This window comes from Rhizobium sp. BK181 (genome assembly GCF_014193305.1).
Lineage (GTDB): Bacteria > Pseudomonadota > Alphaproteobacteria > Rhizobiales > Rhizobiaceae > Rhizobium.
Window position 1 is genome coordinate 20,861 of sequence record NZ_JACHZA010000020.1, and the last position, 14,789, is coordinate 35,649.

General features: G+C 59.4%; 12 protein-coding genes. 6 read left to right on the top strand and 6 right to left on the bottom strand.

Features of this window, described 5'->3' with window-relative positions:
- Position 1 precedes the first annotated feature (1 nt).
- Positions 2–826: a sugar phosphate isomerase/epimerase gene (locus FHT77_RS26885; protein WP_183758092.1), complete on the top strand. Its 825-nt coding sequence runs from the start codon at positions 2–4 to the stop codon at positions 824–826.
- A 1,885-nt stretch (positions 827–2,711) separates the two neighbouring features.
- Here FHT77_RS26885 and FHT77_RS26890 read toward each other — a convergent pair.
- Positions 2,712–3,143 (bottom strand): Lrp/AsnC family transcriptional regulator, encoded by a 432-nt coding sequence (locus FHT77_RS26890; RefSeq protein WP_183758094.1) that lies wholly within the window; start codon positions 3,141–3,143, stop codon positions 2,712–2,714.
- Between the two features lie 129 nt (positions 3,144–3,272).
- Between FHT77_RS26890 and FHT77_RS26895 the strand changes: the two genes are divergently transcribed.
- The gene (locus FHT77_RS26895) at positions 3,273–4,376 is read left to right on the top strand and encodes a saccharopine dehydrogenase family protein (RefSeq protein WP_183758096.1); all 1,104 of its coding nucleotides are present in this window, start codon (positions 3,273–3,275) and stop codon (positions 4,374–4,376) included.
- Between the two features lie 144 nt (positions 4,377–4,520).
- On the opposite strand, the gene FHT77_RS26900 is transcribed toward FHT77_RS26895, so the two are convergent.
- Genes FHT77_RS26900 through FHT77_RS26910 form a run of 3 tightly spaced genes read right to left on the bottom strand, consistent with a single transcriptional unit; the run spans position 4,521 to position 8,741 of the window.
- A complete protein-coding gene (locus FHT77_RS26900) occupies positions 4,521–5,750 on the bottom strand; it encodes a pyridoxal phosphate-dependent aminotransferase (RefSeq protein WP_183758097.1) in 1,230 nt (409 codons plus the stop codon).
- Between the two features lie 8 nt (positions 5,751–5,758).
- Positions 5,759–7,291 carry an aldehyde dehydrogenase family protein gene (locus FHT77_RS26905; protein ID WP_183758099.1) on the bottom strand — a complete coding sequence of 511 codons (1,533 nt, stop codon included), beginning with the start codon at positions 7,289–7,291 and terminating at the stop codon, positions 5,759–5,761.
- A 49-nt stretch (positions 7,292–7,340) separates the two neighbouring features.
- Positions 7,341–8,741, bottom strand: a complete 1,401-nt coding sequence (locus FHT77_RS26910) for a VOC family protein (RefSeq protein ID WP_183758101.1) — start codon at positions 8,739–8,741, stop codon at positions 7,341–7,343.
- 106 nt (positions 8,742–8,847) lie between these two features.
- Here FHT77_RS26910 and FHT77_RS26915 point away from each other — a divergent pair, with 106 nt between their 5' ends.
- Both FHT77_RS26915 and recX read left to right on the top strand, forming a co-directional pair.
- Positions 8,848–9,756 (top strand): LysR family transcriptional regulator, encoded by a 909-nt coding sequence (locus tag FHT77_RS26915; RefSeq protein ID WP_183758103.1) that lies wholly within the window; start codon positions 8,848–8,850, stop codon positions 9,754–9,756.
- Complete coding sequence (gene recX / locus FHT77_RS26920; protein ID WP_183758104.1) at positions 9,753–10,304, top strand: recombination regulator RecX; 552 nt, start codon at positions 9,753–9,755, stop codon at positions 10,302–10,304. The genes FHT77_RS26915 and recX overlap by 4 nt, the downstream gene beginning before the upstream one ends.
- 7 nt (positions 10,305–10,311) lie before the next feature.
- Here recX and FHT77_RS26925 read toward each other — a convergent pair whose 3' ends face one another.
- Together FHT77_RS26925 and FHT77_RS26930 are read right to left on the bottom strand one after the other, a co-directional pair.
- Positions 10,312–11,301, bottom strand: a complete 990-nt coding sequence (locus FHT77_RS26925; protein WP_183758105.1) for a LacI family DNA-binding transcriptional regulator — start codon at positions 11,299–11,301, stop codon at positions 10,312–10,314.
- A gap of 16 nt (positions 11,302–11,317) precedes the next feature.
- Complete coding sequence (locus tag FHT77_RS26930) at positions 11,318–12,325, bottom strand: Gfo/Idh/MocA family protein (RefSeq protein WP_183758107.1); 1,008 nt, start codon at positions 12,323–12,325, stop codon at positions 11,318–11,320.
- A gap of 199 nt (positions 12,326–12,524) precedes the next feature.
- On the opposite strand from FHT77_RS26930, the gene FHT77_RS26935 reads away from it, so the two are divergent.
- Positions 12,525–13,817 (top strand): ABC transporter substrate-binding protein, encoded by a 1,293-nt coding sequence (locus tag FHT77_RS26935; protein ID WP_183758109.1) that lies wholly within the window; start codon positions 12,525–12,527, stop codon positions 13,815–13,817.
- Positions 13,818–13,900: 83 nt separating this feature from the next.
- The gene (locus FHT77_RS26940) at positions 13,901–14,788 is read left to right on the top strand and encodes a carbohydrate ABC transporter permease (RefSeq protein ID WP_183758111.1); all 888 of its coding nucleotides are present in this window, start codon (positions 13,901–13,903) and stop codon (positions 14,786–14,788) included.
- Position 14,789 lies beyond the last annotated feature (1 nt).

Below are 14,789 nucleotides of genomic sequence, written 5' to 3' on the forward strand. Positions count from 1 at the left end.
CATGCCAGTCGACGGCCTATCGATCAACCTCGCGACCGTCCGCGAACAGTACAACATGCGGCAGGCCGTCGATGCATGCCTCAGACAGGATATCGTCGCGATCGCTCCATGGCGCGACCAGGTTCACGCGATCGGTCTTGCGGAGGCGTCGCGCATTGTCGCCGAAAACGGATTGAAAGTGACGGGACTATGCCGCGGCGGCATGTTTCCTGCTGGCAATCCAGCGGCCCGCGCCACGGCAATCGACGACAACAGGAAGGCCATCGACGAGGCAGCGGCTCTTAACGCCGACTGCCTCGTCCTTGTTGTCGGTGGTCTGCCTGTCGGATCAAGAAACATCGCTGAGGCCCGCGAGATGGTGGCCGACGGTATCGCCCAGATCCTCCCGCACGCACGCTCCGCCGGCATACCGCTCGCCATCGAACCTCTCCATCCGATGTATGCAGCCGACCGAGCCTGTGTGAATACCCTCGAGCAGGCGCTCGACATCTGCGATCTTCTCGGTGACGGGATAGGTGTCGCAATCGACGTGTACCATGTGTGGTGGGACCCCAAACTCGAACAGCAGATCTCCCGGGCGGGAGCAGCTGGCCGGATCCTCGCCCACCACATCTGCGACTGGCTGGTGCCAACAACGGACCTTTTGCTCGATCGCGGGATGATGGGGGACGGCGTGATCGACCTTAGAGGAATCCGCCGTTCGATTGAGGCCGCCGGCTACCATGGAGCGCAGGAGGTCGAGATCTTTTCGGCCGGGAACTGGTGGAAGCAGCCTGGCGAACAGGTACTTTCGACATGTGTTGAGCGTTTCAGGAGTGTCTGCTGAGTCTGCGAGAGGCGCCGTTAAATACTTGGTTAACCATGATGTTTTTTCGTTACGGCAGCAAATACGGTCGTTACTTCCGCTATGCATGACGCAACTTTTCCCGGACTTGCGCTTTCGGGCCGTGCTTGCGGGCGACAAGCGTCGGTCAAGGGACAAAAATCGGTCTCTCAGAGTCGATTCTTTCGCTGCCGTGGTCATTCCGCTCTTTCAGAATCCCGGATTGGGGGGTGATTTGTCAACCGCAGTTACGACAAATCTTCCCCGTCCGGCGGCTTTATGAGTGCGTGGTTCTGGGCCAGGAAGACGCGTCTGCTCACCGCACGACAACCATCCTCCGATCGATATCCTGCAGTTCCCCGCGGGGAACTTTCTACTGAATAAACTGATCAATCCTTGCCGAGGACAGGAGACAGCCTTCGGTTAGTCCGCGCACCGAAGTGTCGCCAACCATCATTTCCAGAGGCACGCATGAGACCCTGAGCAGTCGAGGGCATGCGAGCCATGCCAAGGTTCCCCGCGGGGAACTCTCAAATATCGCGACGGCAAGTGCCCGATGAGCAAGTGCCCGATGAACCCTGATCGCGCTGCGGCTGCCAGCACAAACCCGACGCCTCGCCATTCCCACGGTACGCGCCCTATTGGCAGTCAGCGTTGGCCGGCCCGTGTTGTCCATCACACTCTGAAAAACGACCCCATTGCTGCATGCCAACCGGGGCCTCCACCGCAGGCTCAGAGCGACCCCGTCCTATCAGACAGGCCATTTTGGTCTGGCACCCTGACCATTAGTGTCATCACCAAATCGAAGCCAACGCGCATCCAGAACCAAACGGGAGCAGGAAGCGCTTGCTGCTGAACATTTAGCCACTTAAACCGCCCTGCAGAATTCCGACATCGGTTTCTGGCGCGCTTCGAACTCAAGCTTGGATCGTTCCCCGCGGGGAACTTTCCGACGGGTCCAGGTCGACGTGGCCGCCAAAAGGACTTCGGTTGACATACATAGGCGGCCGCCCCCGAACCTCCAGAAACGGGAGCGTGGTCTGCAATCGACGGTCCTTGGAGCCGTGCGCCAGCGGTGAGGATGTTCCAGCCTAGATCACCACCGCGCCGCTAATTGTGACAGAATGCAAAAAGCTGCGCGTTCCAGGCGCGTCCAGAAACCGACGATCTCACGCACATCGGCTCTCTCTCACAATGATCCGGCAACAGGCCTGTTGCTGCGACGGCAAAACAAATTCATGGCTCGAGAAAAGCGTTAACCTGCCGGCGCGGACGTATCACCAACGTGAGTTCATCCTCGGCAAACTTCTGATGCGACGGCCCTAATCTGCCAGATGATGATGACGTACCATCGAGCGCCGCTCGTCAAATTCATACCTCCTCTCCACCAATGCGCAGGGAAAGACGTGACGCCGGTGAAAGCCCGCCGCGAATAGTGCGGGCATCGTCTCCCGCTTGTCCACACACGCCGTCAACGCAACTGAAATGACGGCGCCTCGGCACACTGGCGTTCGAGCAGCCACATCAATTCGACGTTTCCGAGATACCATGCCAGCGGCCTGGATCCTGTGTCAGCACCCAAAACAATCCTTGGCAGCGGCGCGCATGCTACCCGCCCGGAAGCGACAATCGGCAGACAGTCGCGGGCATCGTCACACGATGAACGCACCGGAGGCAGTTACCTTAAGCGCTGCAACGGGCGACCTTAACGCTTGGACAATCCGGAGAAACAACCGAGCATCTTCCGTCACGCGTTGCAGCGCGAATACGTCGGGCCCGTCTTCGATCGACCGAAACCAATCATTGTCAGCCACCAGCGCCGATGTCAGGGGCGCAACGCCCCACCGGCCAGCCACCAAAATGGTGCGCGCAATGCGACCGGACTACTCTAACGGTTGACGCGCGTCGATAGGATAATCGACGAGAGGGTCTTTTCGACCCCCTCGATCTCGCCGATCTTGTCAATGACCGTATCGAGCTCGCTGATGGATTCCGCGGCAACGATTGCGATCATGTCGAAGCTGCCGCTAACGGAATAGACGACGCGGACGTGCGCGATCGCCTGTAGCTCAAGCGTCACGCGCCCAAGTGCCTTCGCTGCCAGCGTGATGAGCACATGCGCCTTTATCTGCCCGCTTTCGAAAGACTCCGACAGGCGCACACCGTAGCCCGCAATGACGCCGTCCCGCTCCAGCCGCTCAATCTTCGCCTGGACTGTCGTGCGTGACAGGCCAAGCTTGCGGGCCAACATGGCCGTCGGTATGCGGGCATTCTCGCTGAGGATCGACAAAAGCTGCCGATCTTTGTCGCTCATCGTCATATTGACCATCTCCGGCGGCAATCCGCCAAAATACGGCGGTCATTCTTATCAATATGGCGCTTTGAATCAACCAACCTGACGTGAATAAAAAGGCCATAAAGATTTTTGGATCCAGTTAGGGGAACACATATGAAAAACATCGTCGTCATCGGTGCCGGCAAGATCGGCTCAACGATTGCCCGCCTTCTCATCCATTCCGGCGACTATCACGTTACGCTTGCCGATCGCAGCAAGCAGCAACTGGAACACATGGAGGCGAATTCCGCCCTCAGCCTGGCGGAAATCGATATCGCTGACCATGCCGCCGTGGTCAAACTGCTCTCCGGCAAATTCGCCGTCCTGAGTGCTGCTCCGTTCCACCTGACGATCGCGATCGCCGAGGCTGCCGCCGAGGCCGGCGTGCACTACCTCGACCTAACCGAAGACGTCGAATCCACCCGCCGCGTCAAGGCGATTGCTGCGAACGCGTCCACCGCCTTCATCCCGCAATGCGGCCTCGCGCCAGGCTTCATCTCGATCGTCGCCAACGATCTTGCCAGCCGCTTCGACAAACTCGATAGCGTGCGCATGCGCGTTGGGGCTTTGCCGCAATATCCGTCGAATGCGCTCAACTACAATCTGACCTGGAGCACCGACGGCGTTATCAACGAATACATCGAGCCGTGTGAAGCGATCGTCGACGGACAATTGATCGAAGTGCCGGCGCTGGAAGAGCGCGAAGAATTCTCGCTCGACGGCGTGACCTACGAGGCCTTCAACACCTCGGGTGGACTCGGCACGCTCTGCGAGACGCTGAAGGGCAAGGTTCGCACGCTGAATTATCGCACCATCCGCTATCCCGGCCACGCCGCCATCATGAAGGCGCTGCTCAGCGATCTCGGCCTGCGCCATCGCCGCGAAGTCCTCAAGGATATCCTCGAGCACGCACTGCCGTCCACCATGCAGGACGTCGTCATCGTCTTCGTCACCGTGTCCGGTTGGAAGACCGGTCGCCTTGTACAGGAAACCTATGCCAACAAGGTCTACAGCGCCGTTGTTGCCGGCCGCATGATGAGCGCCATCCAGATCACGACCGCCTGCAGCATTTGCGCCGTTCTCGACATGTTGGCGAAGGGCGATCTGCCGGCGAAGGGCTTCATCCGCCAGGAAGATGTCGGACTTGATGCGTTCCTCGACAGCCGCTTCGGCCACTACTATGCGCAGAAGGCTTACGGCGAAAAGATTGCTGGTTGATCAGCCGGCCAAAACTTAAGCAAGAGAAAACGCCCGGAGACGATCCGGGCGTTTTTGCATTTTAACTCTGGCGAAGGCCGAACTTCCGTCAACGATAGGCAGACAGTGCGCGAAGCCGGCAAAACCCGCCTCGCACGCCGTGGCTCAACCGAGCCGTTGGCAAGCAACCGCGATACGCTCCAGCGCCTCTTTGAGATCTGCCTGCGCCGAGGCGTAGGAGATCCTGAAGAAGGGAGACAGGCCGAAGGCCGAGCCCGGCACAACGGCGACATTCGCCTCTTCGAGCAGGTAGGCGCAGAACTCGCTGTCCGTCGTGATCCTGCGGCCGCTTGCCGTTGTCAGGCCGAGAATTCCACCGCAGCCGGAAAAGGTATAAAAAGCACCTTCGGGCGTGCGGCAATCAAGACCATCGATGGCGTTGAGCCCCGAAACGACCAGATCGCGACGCCGCCTGAAGCTTTCGGTTCGCTCCGCAAGAAGATCCTGCGGTCCGCTGAGTGCCGCAACGGCCGCCGCCTGACTGATCGAGGAGGGGCAGGACGTTGCCTGGCTCTGTACGACCGCCATCGCCTTGATGAGCGCCTTCGGGCCGCCGGCATAGCCGATGCGCCAGCCCGTCATGGCATAGGCTTTGGAGACGCCGTTGATCGTAAGCGTGCGTTCACGCAGACGCGGCTCCAACTGCAACGGCGTGACGAAACGAAAATCGTCATAGACGATGTGTTCGTACATGTCGTCGACCATCAGCCAGACATGCGGATGTCTGAGGAGCACATCCAGCAACGGGCGGTAGTCAGCGGCGCTATAGGCTGCGCCGGATGGGTTGGATGGCGAGTTCAATAATAGCCAGCGTGTCCGCGGCGTGATCGCCGCCTCGAGCTTCTCGGCCGTAAGCCGAAAGCCGCTTTGCGCATCGCAGGGGACGAGAACCGGCTTTCCTTGGCAGATCTGGACAATGTCGGAATAGGACGTCCAGTAGGGCGTGGGGATGATAACCTCATCACCCGCATCAATAGTCGCCATCATCGCGTTGAAGAGGATCTGCTTTGCACCGGTGGCGACCGTTATCTCGCTCACGTCGAAAGAAACATCGTTCTCGCGCTGAAACTTGGTGCGGATCGCCTCCTTCAGCGCCGGCGTGCCGTCGAGCGCGGTGTATTTGGTGTCCCCACGCTGCATGGCGTCCCAGGCTGCCTGCTTGACATGGTCGGGCGTTTCGAAATCAGGTTCGCCGGCGCCAAGGACGATGACCGGCTTGCCTTCCCGCTTCATGGCCGCGGCGCGTGCACCGATCTGTAGGATCTCGGAGACACCGATAGAAGATATCCTCGAGGCGGGCCTAAAACCCGCCTCCATTTTCACATCGATCGTCATATCAGCTCCTATTCGATTTCGAAGGAGACGCCCTGCGCAAGTGGCAGAGCCCTGGAGTAGTTCACCGTGTTGGTAGCGCGGCGCATGTAAGCCTTCCACGCGTCGGAGCCAGACTCGCGACCGCCGCCGGTTTCCTTCTCACCACCAAACGCTCCGCCGATTTCGGCACCCGAAGTCCCGATGTTGACGTTGGCGATGCCGCAATCGGATCCGTCGGCCGAGAGGAAACGCTCGGCTTCGCGAAGGTCCAGCGTGAAGATCGAGGAGGAGAGACCAGCGCCGACAGCGTTGTGGTCTTCGATCACCTTGTCGAAGTCGTTGTATTTCATCACGTAAAGGATTGGCGCGAACGTTTCTTCCAGCACTGGGCCGACCTGCGCGGGCATTTCCACCAGCGCCGGCTTGACGTAGTAAGCTTTGTCGTGGGGCATTGCGACGCGCTCACCGCCGTTGACGGCGCCGCCATGGGCCTTCGCCTCGCCAAGCGCCTTCTGCATGCCGTCGAAGGCAAGCTTGTCGATCAGCGGACCGACAAGCGCCGTCGTTTCGAGCGGGTTGCCGACCGAGACATTGGCATAGGCTTTCTTCAGGCGCGGCACGAGCTGGTCGTAGACGCTTTCGTGCACGAAGAGACGGCGAAGCGTCGTGCAACGCTGGCCTGCCGTGCCCATGGCACCAAAGGCGATGGCGCGCAGCGCCATGTCGAGATCGGCAGACGGGCAGACGATACCCGCGTTGTTACCGCCGAGCTCGAGGATCGAACGGGCAAAACGGCGCGCCAGCCGCGGACCGACTTCCCGGCCCATGCGGGTCGAGCCCGTCGCGGATACCACCGGTACCTTCGGGTTATCGACCAGAATCTCGCCGATGGCACGATCGCCGATCAGCACTTCGCTCAGACCCTCCGGCGCGTCGCCGAAACGGGCAATGGCACGCTGCAGGATCGTCTGCGAAGCGAGCGCGGTCAGCGGCGTCTTCTCCGAAGGCTTCCAGACGACGGCATTGCCGCAAACCAACGCCAGCGCGGCGTTCCAGGCCCAGACGGCAACCGGGAAGTTGAAGGCGGAGATGACACCGACGACACCGAGCGGATGCCAGGTTTCCATCATCCGATGGCCGGGGCGTTCGGTTGCGATCGTCAGGCCGTAGAGCTGGCGGGACAGACCGACGGCAAAATCGCAGATGTCGATCATTTCCTGCACTTCACCAAGACCTTCGGACGGAATTTTGCCGGCCTCGATCGACACCAGTCGGCCAAGCTCCGTCTTCACCGCGCGCAGTTCCTCGCCGAGCAGGCGAACGAGTTCGCCGCGCTTGGGCGCGGGAACCAGGCGCCAGGCCTGAAAGGCGCGGGCGGCTTTTTCGATCTTCGCGGTCGCGGCATCACGGCTGTCCGTCTTCAGGGCAGCGAGCTGTTCACCCGTGACCGGGCTGTAAGAGGCCATGTCTCCACCGGTGTAGAGCGCCTTGTCGACGCCGATCTTGTCGAGAAGTGCGACGGTTTCCTGGGTTACATTCACTGTTCTTGCTGCGATGGTCATGTGAAAAACTCTCTGATGTTCTGGAGGATTGTCGGTTTCAGCTGTCGCTTTATTCAGCCGCTTGCGCCGCGGTCAGAAGGGCGCGGCACTCAGCGATCGATTGCGCCTCGATACCGGCGTAGTGGTCGAATTCGTTAAGAACCGAGGCACCGAGATCGCGCTCGAAGCGCTGCTGGTTGGGGTTTGCGGTAAAATCCTGCGCCGCCTCGTCGCCGAGGTTGGATTGGAAGATGCCAGCCGCGCTGACGGGCAGGAAGTCCTCGTAGACGATCGGGTCGAAGCAGACGAGAGCATCCGCCACGAGCTGATCAATGGTCACATCAGCCGAGGCAATCGTGCTTTGGCCCTTTGGGGTGAGCGAGTAGCGGAAGTAACCAAGGCCCTGGTCGCGAATTTCGGCCCAACTGTCAGGGAAAGGCACGAACGCATCGGCGAGCGCCTTTTCATAAGCTCTCGCGTTCGAGCCATCGGCTGCCGGGCGCACCACCTTGCGCGACTCCGTCAAAAGCTTGTCGTAAAGGCCGCGGCCCTTCGGCGTCAGGGCGATACCGCGGCTTTCGATCTCGCCGAAACGAGCCGTATGTGTTCCTTGCTGCCAGGTCCCATCCGCACCCTGGAAAGAGACGGCTTCCTCGAGCGCCTTGAACGACGTCTGCCGCAACAGAATGGCACAGCGCCGGCTTGGCGGACCCTCGACAACGGCCTTTGGCGCAATGCCATATTCCGGCATCAGGCGCTGTACTTCGTCGATATCGAGCGTGCGCGGAGTCAGGTGATTGATGTGCGGGCCCTTGAAGGAGACAACATCGGCGATCAGCCGGTGCGCATCATGCAGGCGCTTGTACATGGCGAGGTCGACATCGGCCTGATTGTGCCAACGGAAAGTCTCCAGAACCTCGGCAACGAAGCGATTGGCATCGTCCGCGTCGAGACCGCCTTGCTGTTCGGCCTTTTCCGTCAGTTCGGCAGCACCGGCGGTGAAGATCTGACGCTTCTGCAGGATCGTCTCGGCTTCGGCGCGAAGTGCCTCGTCAGCAATCAGATCGAGACGCAGGAGAGAGGTGAAGACGCGGAACGGATTGCGCTTCAAGGCCGCATCGCCCACCGGCCGGAACGCGGTGGAATGGACCGGCACCCCGGCCTCGCTAAGGTCGTAGTAGCCGACCGGAAACATGCCCATAACGGCGAAGACGCGCCGCATCATCGCAAGTTCTGCAGCCGTCCCAAGACGGATCGCGCCGTGTCGCTCTTCCGATACACGCTCCAGGGAATCGGTTTCTTCAAGCCTCTGCTTAAGCGCCGGATCGGCGTTGAGCGTTGCCGTGTTTACCCTGGCCACGATATTCATCAGCGTGCCGTAGGCCGGCACCTCGGTCCGATACATGGCAGACATAGCCGCGGAAAATGCAGAGCGGATGCTGCAGGAAGAAACGAAACTTCTGGTCGACATATTTATCTCACAGTGCCAGTTGGAAGAGTTCATTCTGGATTGCGATCATATCGCGCGTGGAGTAGATGAATAACGATAAATGAAGCTAAGATGATGCGGTTTCGGAATGACCTTGCCTCGAAAGCTTATGCCTGACTTGACTACACTGCAGTCCTTCGAGTCAGCCGCCCGCCACGGCAACTTCACCAGGGCAGCCCTCGAACTGAACCTGACGCAAAGCGCCGTCAGCCGGCAAATCAAGGACCTTGAAACGCAGCTCGGTGTCCTCCTGTTCGAACGCGTGCGGCAGCGAGCGATCCTGTCGGAAGCCGGCAAGCGGCTTTTGCCGGAGGCACGACGTCTCCTGCACCAGACGGAAGAGATGATGATCCGGGCGGCTTCCGGCGCCACGGCAACCCTTTCGATCGCCACCTTGCCGACATTCGGCAGCCGCTGGCTGACGCCTCGGCTGCCAAATTTTCTGGCGATCCATCCAGGTTCCCTCGTCGACATAGCCTCTCGCTCAGAGCCGTTCGACTTTGAGGAGGAAGGCTTTGATCTTGCCATTCACTACGGCCAGCCGATTTGGGCACGCGCAACCTGCACCTTTCTCTGCGACGAAAAGATCGTTCCGGTTGCCAGCCCGAGCCTGCTGAAATCTGATCCAGTCGCGAGCGCAGCGGAACTTGTAGACAAGCCTCTCCTGCATCTGGCGACGCGCCCGAGACTTTGGCGCCAGTGGTTCGAACACTGCGACATCGACGCCGATCCGTCTTATCGAGGCAACCGGTTCGACCAGTTTTCGATGATCATCGAAGCAGCCTCAATGGCACTGGGGTTTGCGCTTCTGCCACTATATCTGATCGAACAGGAGCTGAGCTCCGGAAAACTCAAAATCGTTGTCGACCGACCGATGTCGACCGAGAACAACTACTATGTGGTGACGCCGGATGGTAAGCGAGAACATACGCTCGGCCTGGCGTTCACGGCTTGGCTCCTCTCACAGATAAGCAACAAGGACGCCATTCAATCGTGAGCAACGAGCCGACACCATCCGATATCCCGACTGCACGCATGCTGAGCTGGGCCAGAAACTCGACGATCTATCGGCTCGAGCGGCAGATGATGACGGAAAGACAACTGTTCGATGCCATCATCCGTAAGGCGAAGCAAAAATTCACAGACATCAGCGAGGTGCAACTCAAGGCGATTGCGGACTTTGCCGTCGCGTTCGCCTACAAGCATGCGGGGCTGAACGATACTGTCTATGCTGAAATCAGGACGCGCTCCGGGGTTCGAAGTGGCAGATCGAAGCGACACATCGCTCAGAAACTGTCACAAAAGGGTGTCCATCGAGAAACCGTCACCGCCGCGCTCGATGAAGCAGACGACTTGCTGGCCGCCGTGGTCTTCGCGCGCAAACGCGCCTTCGGGCCATTTCGGCGAGGCGACGGCGATCGCGACCGCGTGACCAAGGAGATGGCCGCGTTCGCACGCAACGGTTTCAGCTTCGACATAGGCAGGGCTGTTCTTGGTATGAGCCGCCAAGAGGCGGAAGACGTTGTGGTCGCGCGATCTCGATAGCTCTTTCCTACGCAGTCGAGCCCCAGCGGGCCGTGCAGGTCAGAGTAATGCTGTGGGGGCCTTCTAGTTCGGCATCATGGCGCTCGATGAGCTCGATCACCGCGTCGATAAATGCCGCGTGGTCGAGGCTCAGCGTCGTCAGGTCATTGCAATCCCATGCCGCCATCGCGATTCCGTCCTGTCCAACGATGGCAATATCATCTGGCGTGCTCTTCCCGAGTACGCGCCGTGCCGCATCGCGCGCACCAATTGCCATGACGTCGTTGCCGCAGATGATGGCATCCACCTTGGCGCGGTGAAGAAGCAAAACAGCCTCCTTGAAACCGGAATCGTAGCTGTAGTCGCCAAAGGCTTCGGCCTGTAGCGTCAGGCCGCGCTTGGCCAAGGCCTCGACAAACCACCTGCGCCTCAGCTTGTCGATCCAGCTTGACTTCGTTCCCGCGAGGTAGGCGAACCGCTTCTTCCCATCACCGACAATCTTGCCGATAATCTCGTCAGCAGCGGCCGATCCGTCTATCCGGACGCTTGAGACCATCTCATTGTCGAGCGGTTCAAAGGAGACGATAATCGGCTTCGTCGTATGGAAGATGTCGATCGCGTCCTGCATCGAGACCATGTCGGAGAAGACGACGACATGATCTACCTGATAGGTCGAGGCTAAGCGCATGAGCTGCAGCCGATCATCGTGGTCGGCACAACACAGAATGATAGGCAGAAGTTGCCTGGCCTGGAGGCGATGAACGAGTAGTTGCTGCTCTTCTGCTTCGCACGGATTGCCGATTGCGTTGACAACCAGCGCCACCAGCCTCGATCGCTGGTTGTTGAGCGAGCGCGCAATGGCATTCGGCTGGTATCCATACTCGCGAGCAACGGCCAGGATGCGGTCGCGCGTTGCACTTCCGATTCTGGAATCCGGCGAGAAGGCACGCGAGATCGTCGCAGACGACACCCCAGCAAGCTTTGCCAGTTCCTTCGAGGTGACCCGTCGCTTGCTCATTTCTACATTTCCACGTCTATGGCGCGGAGATCCGGACGGGGAGCCCGTCTGCCGCAGCCGATTCCTTGATTGCATCCCAGAGCCTAGCGAATCGCAGGCCCATTTCAACGGAGCCGGTGTTTTCCATTGTCCCTTCGCGAATGGCGAGGAAGTTTTTCATCGGATTGCCGAGAATTTCCGCCTCTTCTCGCGGCTCGGCGTTTCGCCCGACGCTGATCTCGCGCCATCCGCCCCAGGCATCGATGCGAACGATTGCTTTCGAATAGAAGAGGGTGATGTAGGAAGCGCAGCCGGGAGGACCCTCGCCGGCAGCCGTCAGCGTCGCCAGCGCGCCGTTCTTGAGGCGGGCCGAAACCGCGGTGGCAATGTCGACCTCCTTGCCGTGATTGTTCATATAGGCCGACACGCTCTCGAAGTCCGAGTTGGCCAGCAGGCAGACAGTGTTCATCATGTGGGCGCCGGTGTCGAACATGAAACCGCCGCCGGAAATCTCCGGCTGTTGCTTCCAGTGACCGTCATAGTTGCCGGACCAGCTTTCCCAGATCATCCCCGATATTGCAATCAGGTGGCCGAACTCCCCGGCAAGCGCCCGTTTGCGCGTATCGATCACGAGGGGCGAAAGACCGCCCTGGAAAGCGGTTACGATGGTCACACCGCTCTTCTTCTGCGCCCCAATCAGCCGTTCGGCTTCCGCCACCGTCGTCACCATCGGCTTTTCAAGGAAGAGGTCGAGGCCGGCTTCCGCGACAGCCGTTGCCTGCTCACCGTGAAACGCATGCGGCGTCGAGACATAGACGACATCCAGCTCCGTTCGGCAGGAAGCCAACATCTCTCGGTAGTCGTCGAAGCTCTTCGGCGCGCCTGCTCCAGCGGCAACGCATACGTCAATCAGGCGCTTTCGGGAGGAAGGCATCGTATCGGCAAGCGCGACAAATTCGATCTCGGGCATGCGTGCCCAGCTTGCCGCATACTCGGCCGCCTTCAGGCCTGCGCCAATGACGCCAAGCCGCAATTTTTGTGACATCCAAAATCCTCCCGAATGCAGCGTGTATACGGTTACACAAATGAACGAATGAAGACAAGATTTATTAAAACTCGTCTTTTCAATGTGTTAGCGTTAGATGAAAAAACGCATTAAAATCCATCTTGCCAGTAATAAGAATGCGTGTACATTTTTGACTGTGGTGCTGGAGGGCGCCGCGAACCAAAAGGGAGGACTTCCGTTGAAGAAGACGGTCATTGGTGGCCTGTGCGCCATTCTGCTCGGCGCTGTTTCCACGCTGGCGCATGCCGAGACAATCCGAATTGCCAATCACGGTCAGGCCGGCATCGACGCCATGAAGTCGACGGTCGAGAAGATCGAAAAGAAATACGGTGTAACCGTCGAGGTCGTCGAATACCCTGCGCCTGACAAGGATTATCTGACGAAGCTGTTGACCGAGCTCGGCGCCGGCAACGCCCCGGACCTCTTTTCCATCCCGACGACGGCCGCTGTCGCTGACATGGTCGAGGCCGGTTACCTCGCGCCGGTGACCAAGGAAATCAAGGCATGGGACGGCTACGCCAATTTCTATGATGTCGCCAAGCAGCTGGCCGTCAGCCCGGATGGCGAAACCTATGTGATGCCGTTCATGCTTGGCATTCAGGAAATCTACTATCGCAAGGACGTTCTCGATAAGGCCGGCATCTCCACCGAGCAGCCGAAGACCTGGAAGGAACTGCTCGATCGCGCCGCTGAAATCAAGAAGAAGACCGGCGCATATGGTCTGCTCTTCCCGGCCGGCGTTTCCTGGGGAAGCGGCGCCTTCGACGAAGGCTTTCAGCATCTGGTCGTCGGTTCCAAGACGCCGCAGCTCGTTGATGCCAACGGTAAGCTCGATTTGAATGGTGAGGGCATCAAGGATGTTTTTGATGTCTACAAGCAGCTGATCGACAACGACCTGATGCCAACGCAGCCGTTGCTCGGACCTGAACCCTGGGTTGTGCCAAAGTATCAGATGTTCCCGGCCGGCAAACTGGCCGCAACCACTTGCGGTTCCTGGTGCTATATTTTCGACTGGGGTCGTGAAAGCAAGAACCCCATTCCTGAGGTGACCAAGGTTGTCGGCACCTGGACCGTTCCCGGCCAAACCGGCGGTCAGTATGTTCTCGCCAACCTGGCAGCCCCATGGGCCGTCAACTCCAAGTCCGCCAACGTGGAACTCGCCAAGAAGGCTCTGATGGAGATTGGTTCGGTGGAGACACAGGTTTCTTACGCGGCCCGTATCGGCAACATCCCGTCCAGCAAGGATGCGGCGAAGAACGCCGACTTCCAGAAGCTGACGGAACTCGTTCCGATCCATGCCGCGGCGGAGAACGGCACCTTCCTTAAGCAGGCTTCCGGCTTCGGCACCGTTTCCGAAGGTGTTGCCCGCGCAACGGAAGCGCTCCTGCGTAAGGAAACCGATGCTGCCGGCGCACAGAAAATCCTGGTCGACTACGTCAAGGAAACGCTCGGCGACGAGGTCATAAAGTAAGCGTCTACTTACTCATTGCGAGGGAAACGCGGGCCCGCCCGCGTTTCCAGATTTCCCTTCCGAAATGAGTTATAGAGCTTTCAATGGCCAGAAACGTCCACGAAAGGCGCGCCGAACGGCAGCTTCTTCTGATCCTGCTGCCCTCGCTTGCACTGCTTCTGGCCTTCGTGATCTATCCCGCGCTTTACTCCATCTACCTAAGCTTCACCAATGAAGCGCTGACTGGGGCTGCCGCACTGCGGCCGCGCTTCGTCGGTATTCGCAACTATGCGCGGCTTCTGAACGACGCGAAGTTCTGGAACTCCTTGCTCGTCACCTTCCTGTTCGTCGTCGGCTCCGCAGTCATCGGACAATTCGTGCTTGGCCTCGTCTCGGCGATGGCGCTGCGTCGTCGTATCCATTTCCGCCGCCTCTTCTCCTCGATCATCCTTCTTCCGAACGCAGCACCAGAGGTGGTTGCAGGCTTTATGTGGATTTCGATGCTGGCCGGAGGCGAGCAGGCAACGCTCAGCCGCATCGTCAGCTTCTTCGGCGTGACGCCGGCCGACTGGTTGCAGATCTTTCCGCTGTCGATGATCATCATCGTCAACACGTGGCGCGGCATCGCGACGGCGATGATCCTGTTGACTGCTGGTCTGAGCACCATCCCAAACGAGATATATGAGGCCGCCCGTATGGATGGCGCAACGCCTTCACAGATGTTCCGCCGCATCACCTTGCCGCTGATGATGCCGACGATCCTTCTCTATATGCTGATCTCCGCCGTCTCGACCATCGCCGTCTTCGGCCTCGTCTACGCACTGACCCGCGGTGGCCCCGGCGGGGCGACGGAGCTGGTCAGCATCTACATTTACAATCAATCCTTCACAGCGTTCCAACTCGGTTATGGCGCAGCTGTCGCCGTCGTAGCACTACTGATCTCGCTGGTTCTCGGCGTCGGCTATGTCAGGGCCATGAAGGTGGAAGTCTAAC

Excerpts from the sequence above, each read along its gene's own strand:
- FHT77_RS26910 (WP_183758101.1), bottom strand. The coding sequence starts at position 8,741 with ATGTCGACCAGAAGTTTCGTTTCTTCCTGCAGCATCCGCTCTGCATTT.
- FHT77_RS26895 (WP_183758096.1), top strand. The coding sequence starts at position 3,273 with ATGAAAAACATCGTCGTCATCGGTGCCGGCAAGATCGGCTCAACGATT.
- FHT77_RS26915 (WP_183758103.1), top strand. The coding sequence starts at position 8,848 with ATGACCTTGCCTCGAAAGCTTATGCCTGACTTGACTACACTGCAGTCC.
- FHT77_RS26890 (WP_183758094.1), bottom strand. The coding sequence starts at position 3,143 with ATGACGATGAGCGACAAAGATCGGCAGCTTTTGTCGATCCTCAGCGAG.
- FHT77_RS26905 (WP_183758099.1), bottom strand. The coding sequence starts at position 7,291 with ATGACCATCGCAGCAAGAACAGTGAATGTAACCCAGGAAACCGTCGCA.
- FHT77_RS26885 (WP_183758092.1), top strand. The coding sequence starts at position 2 with ATGCCAGTCGACGGCCTATCGATCAACCTCGCGACCGTCCGCGAACAG.
- FHT77_RS26925 (WP_183758105.1), bottom strand. The coding sequence starts at position 11,301 with ATGAGCAAGCGACGGGTCACCTCGAAGGAACTGGCAAAGCTTGCTGGG.
- FHT77_RS26930 (WP_183758107.1), bottom strand. The coding sequence starts at position 12,325 with ATGTCACAAAAATTGCGGCTTGGCGTCATTGGCGCAGGCCTGAAGGCG.
- FHT77_RS26900 (WP_183758097.1), bottom strand. The coding sequence starts at position 5,750 with ATGACGATCGATGTGAAAATGGAGGCGGGTTTTAGGCCCGCCTCGAGG.
- FHT77_RS26940 (WP_183758111.1), top strand. The coding sequence starts at position 13,901 with ATGGCCAGAAACGTCCACGAAAGGCGCGCCGAACGGCAGCTTCTTCTG.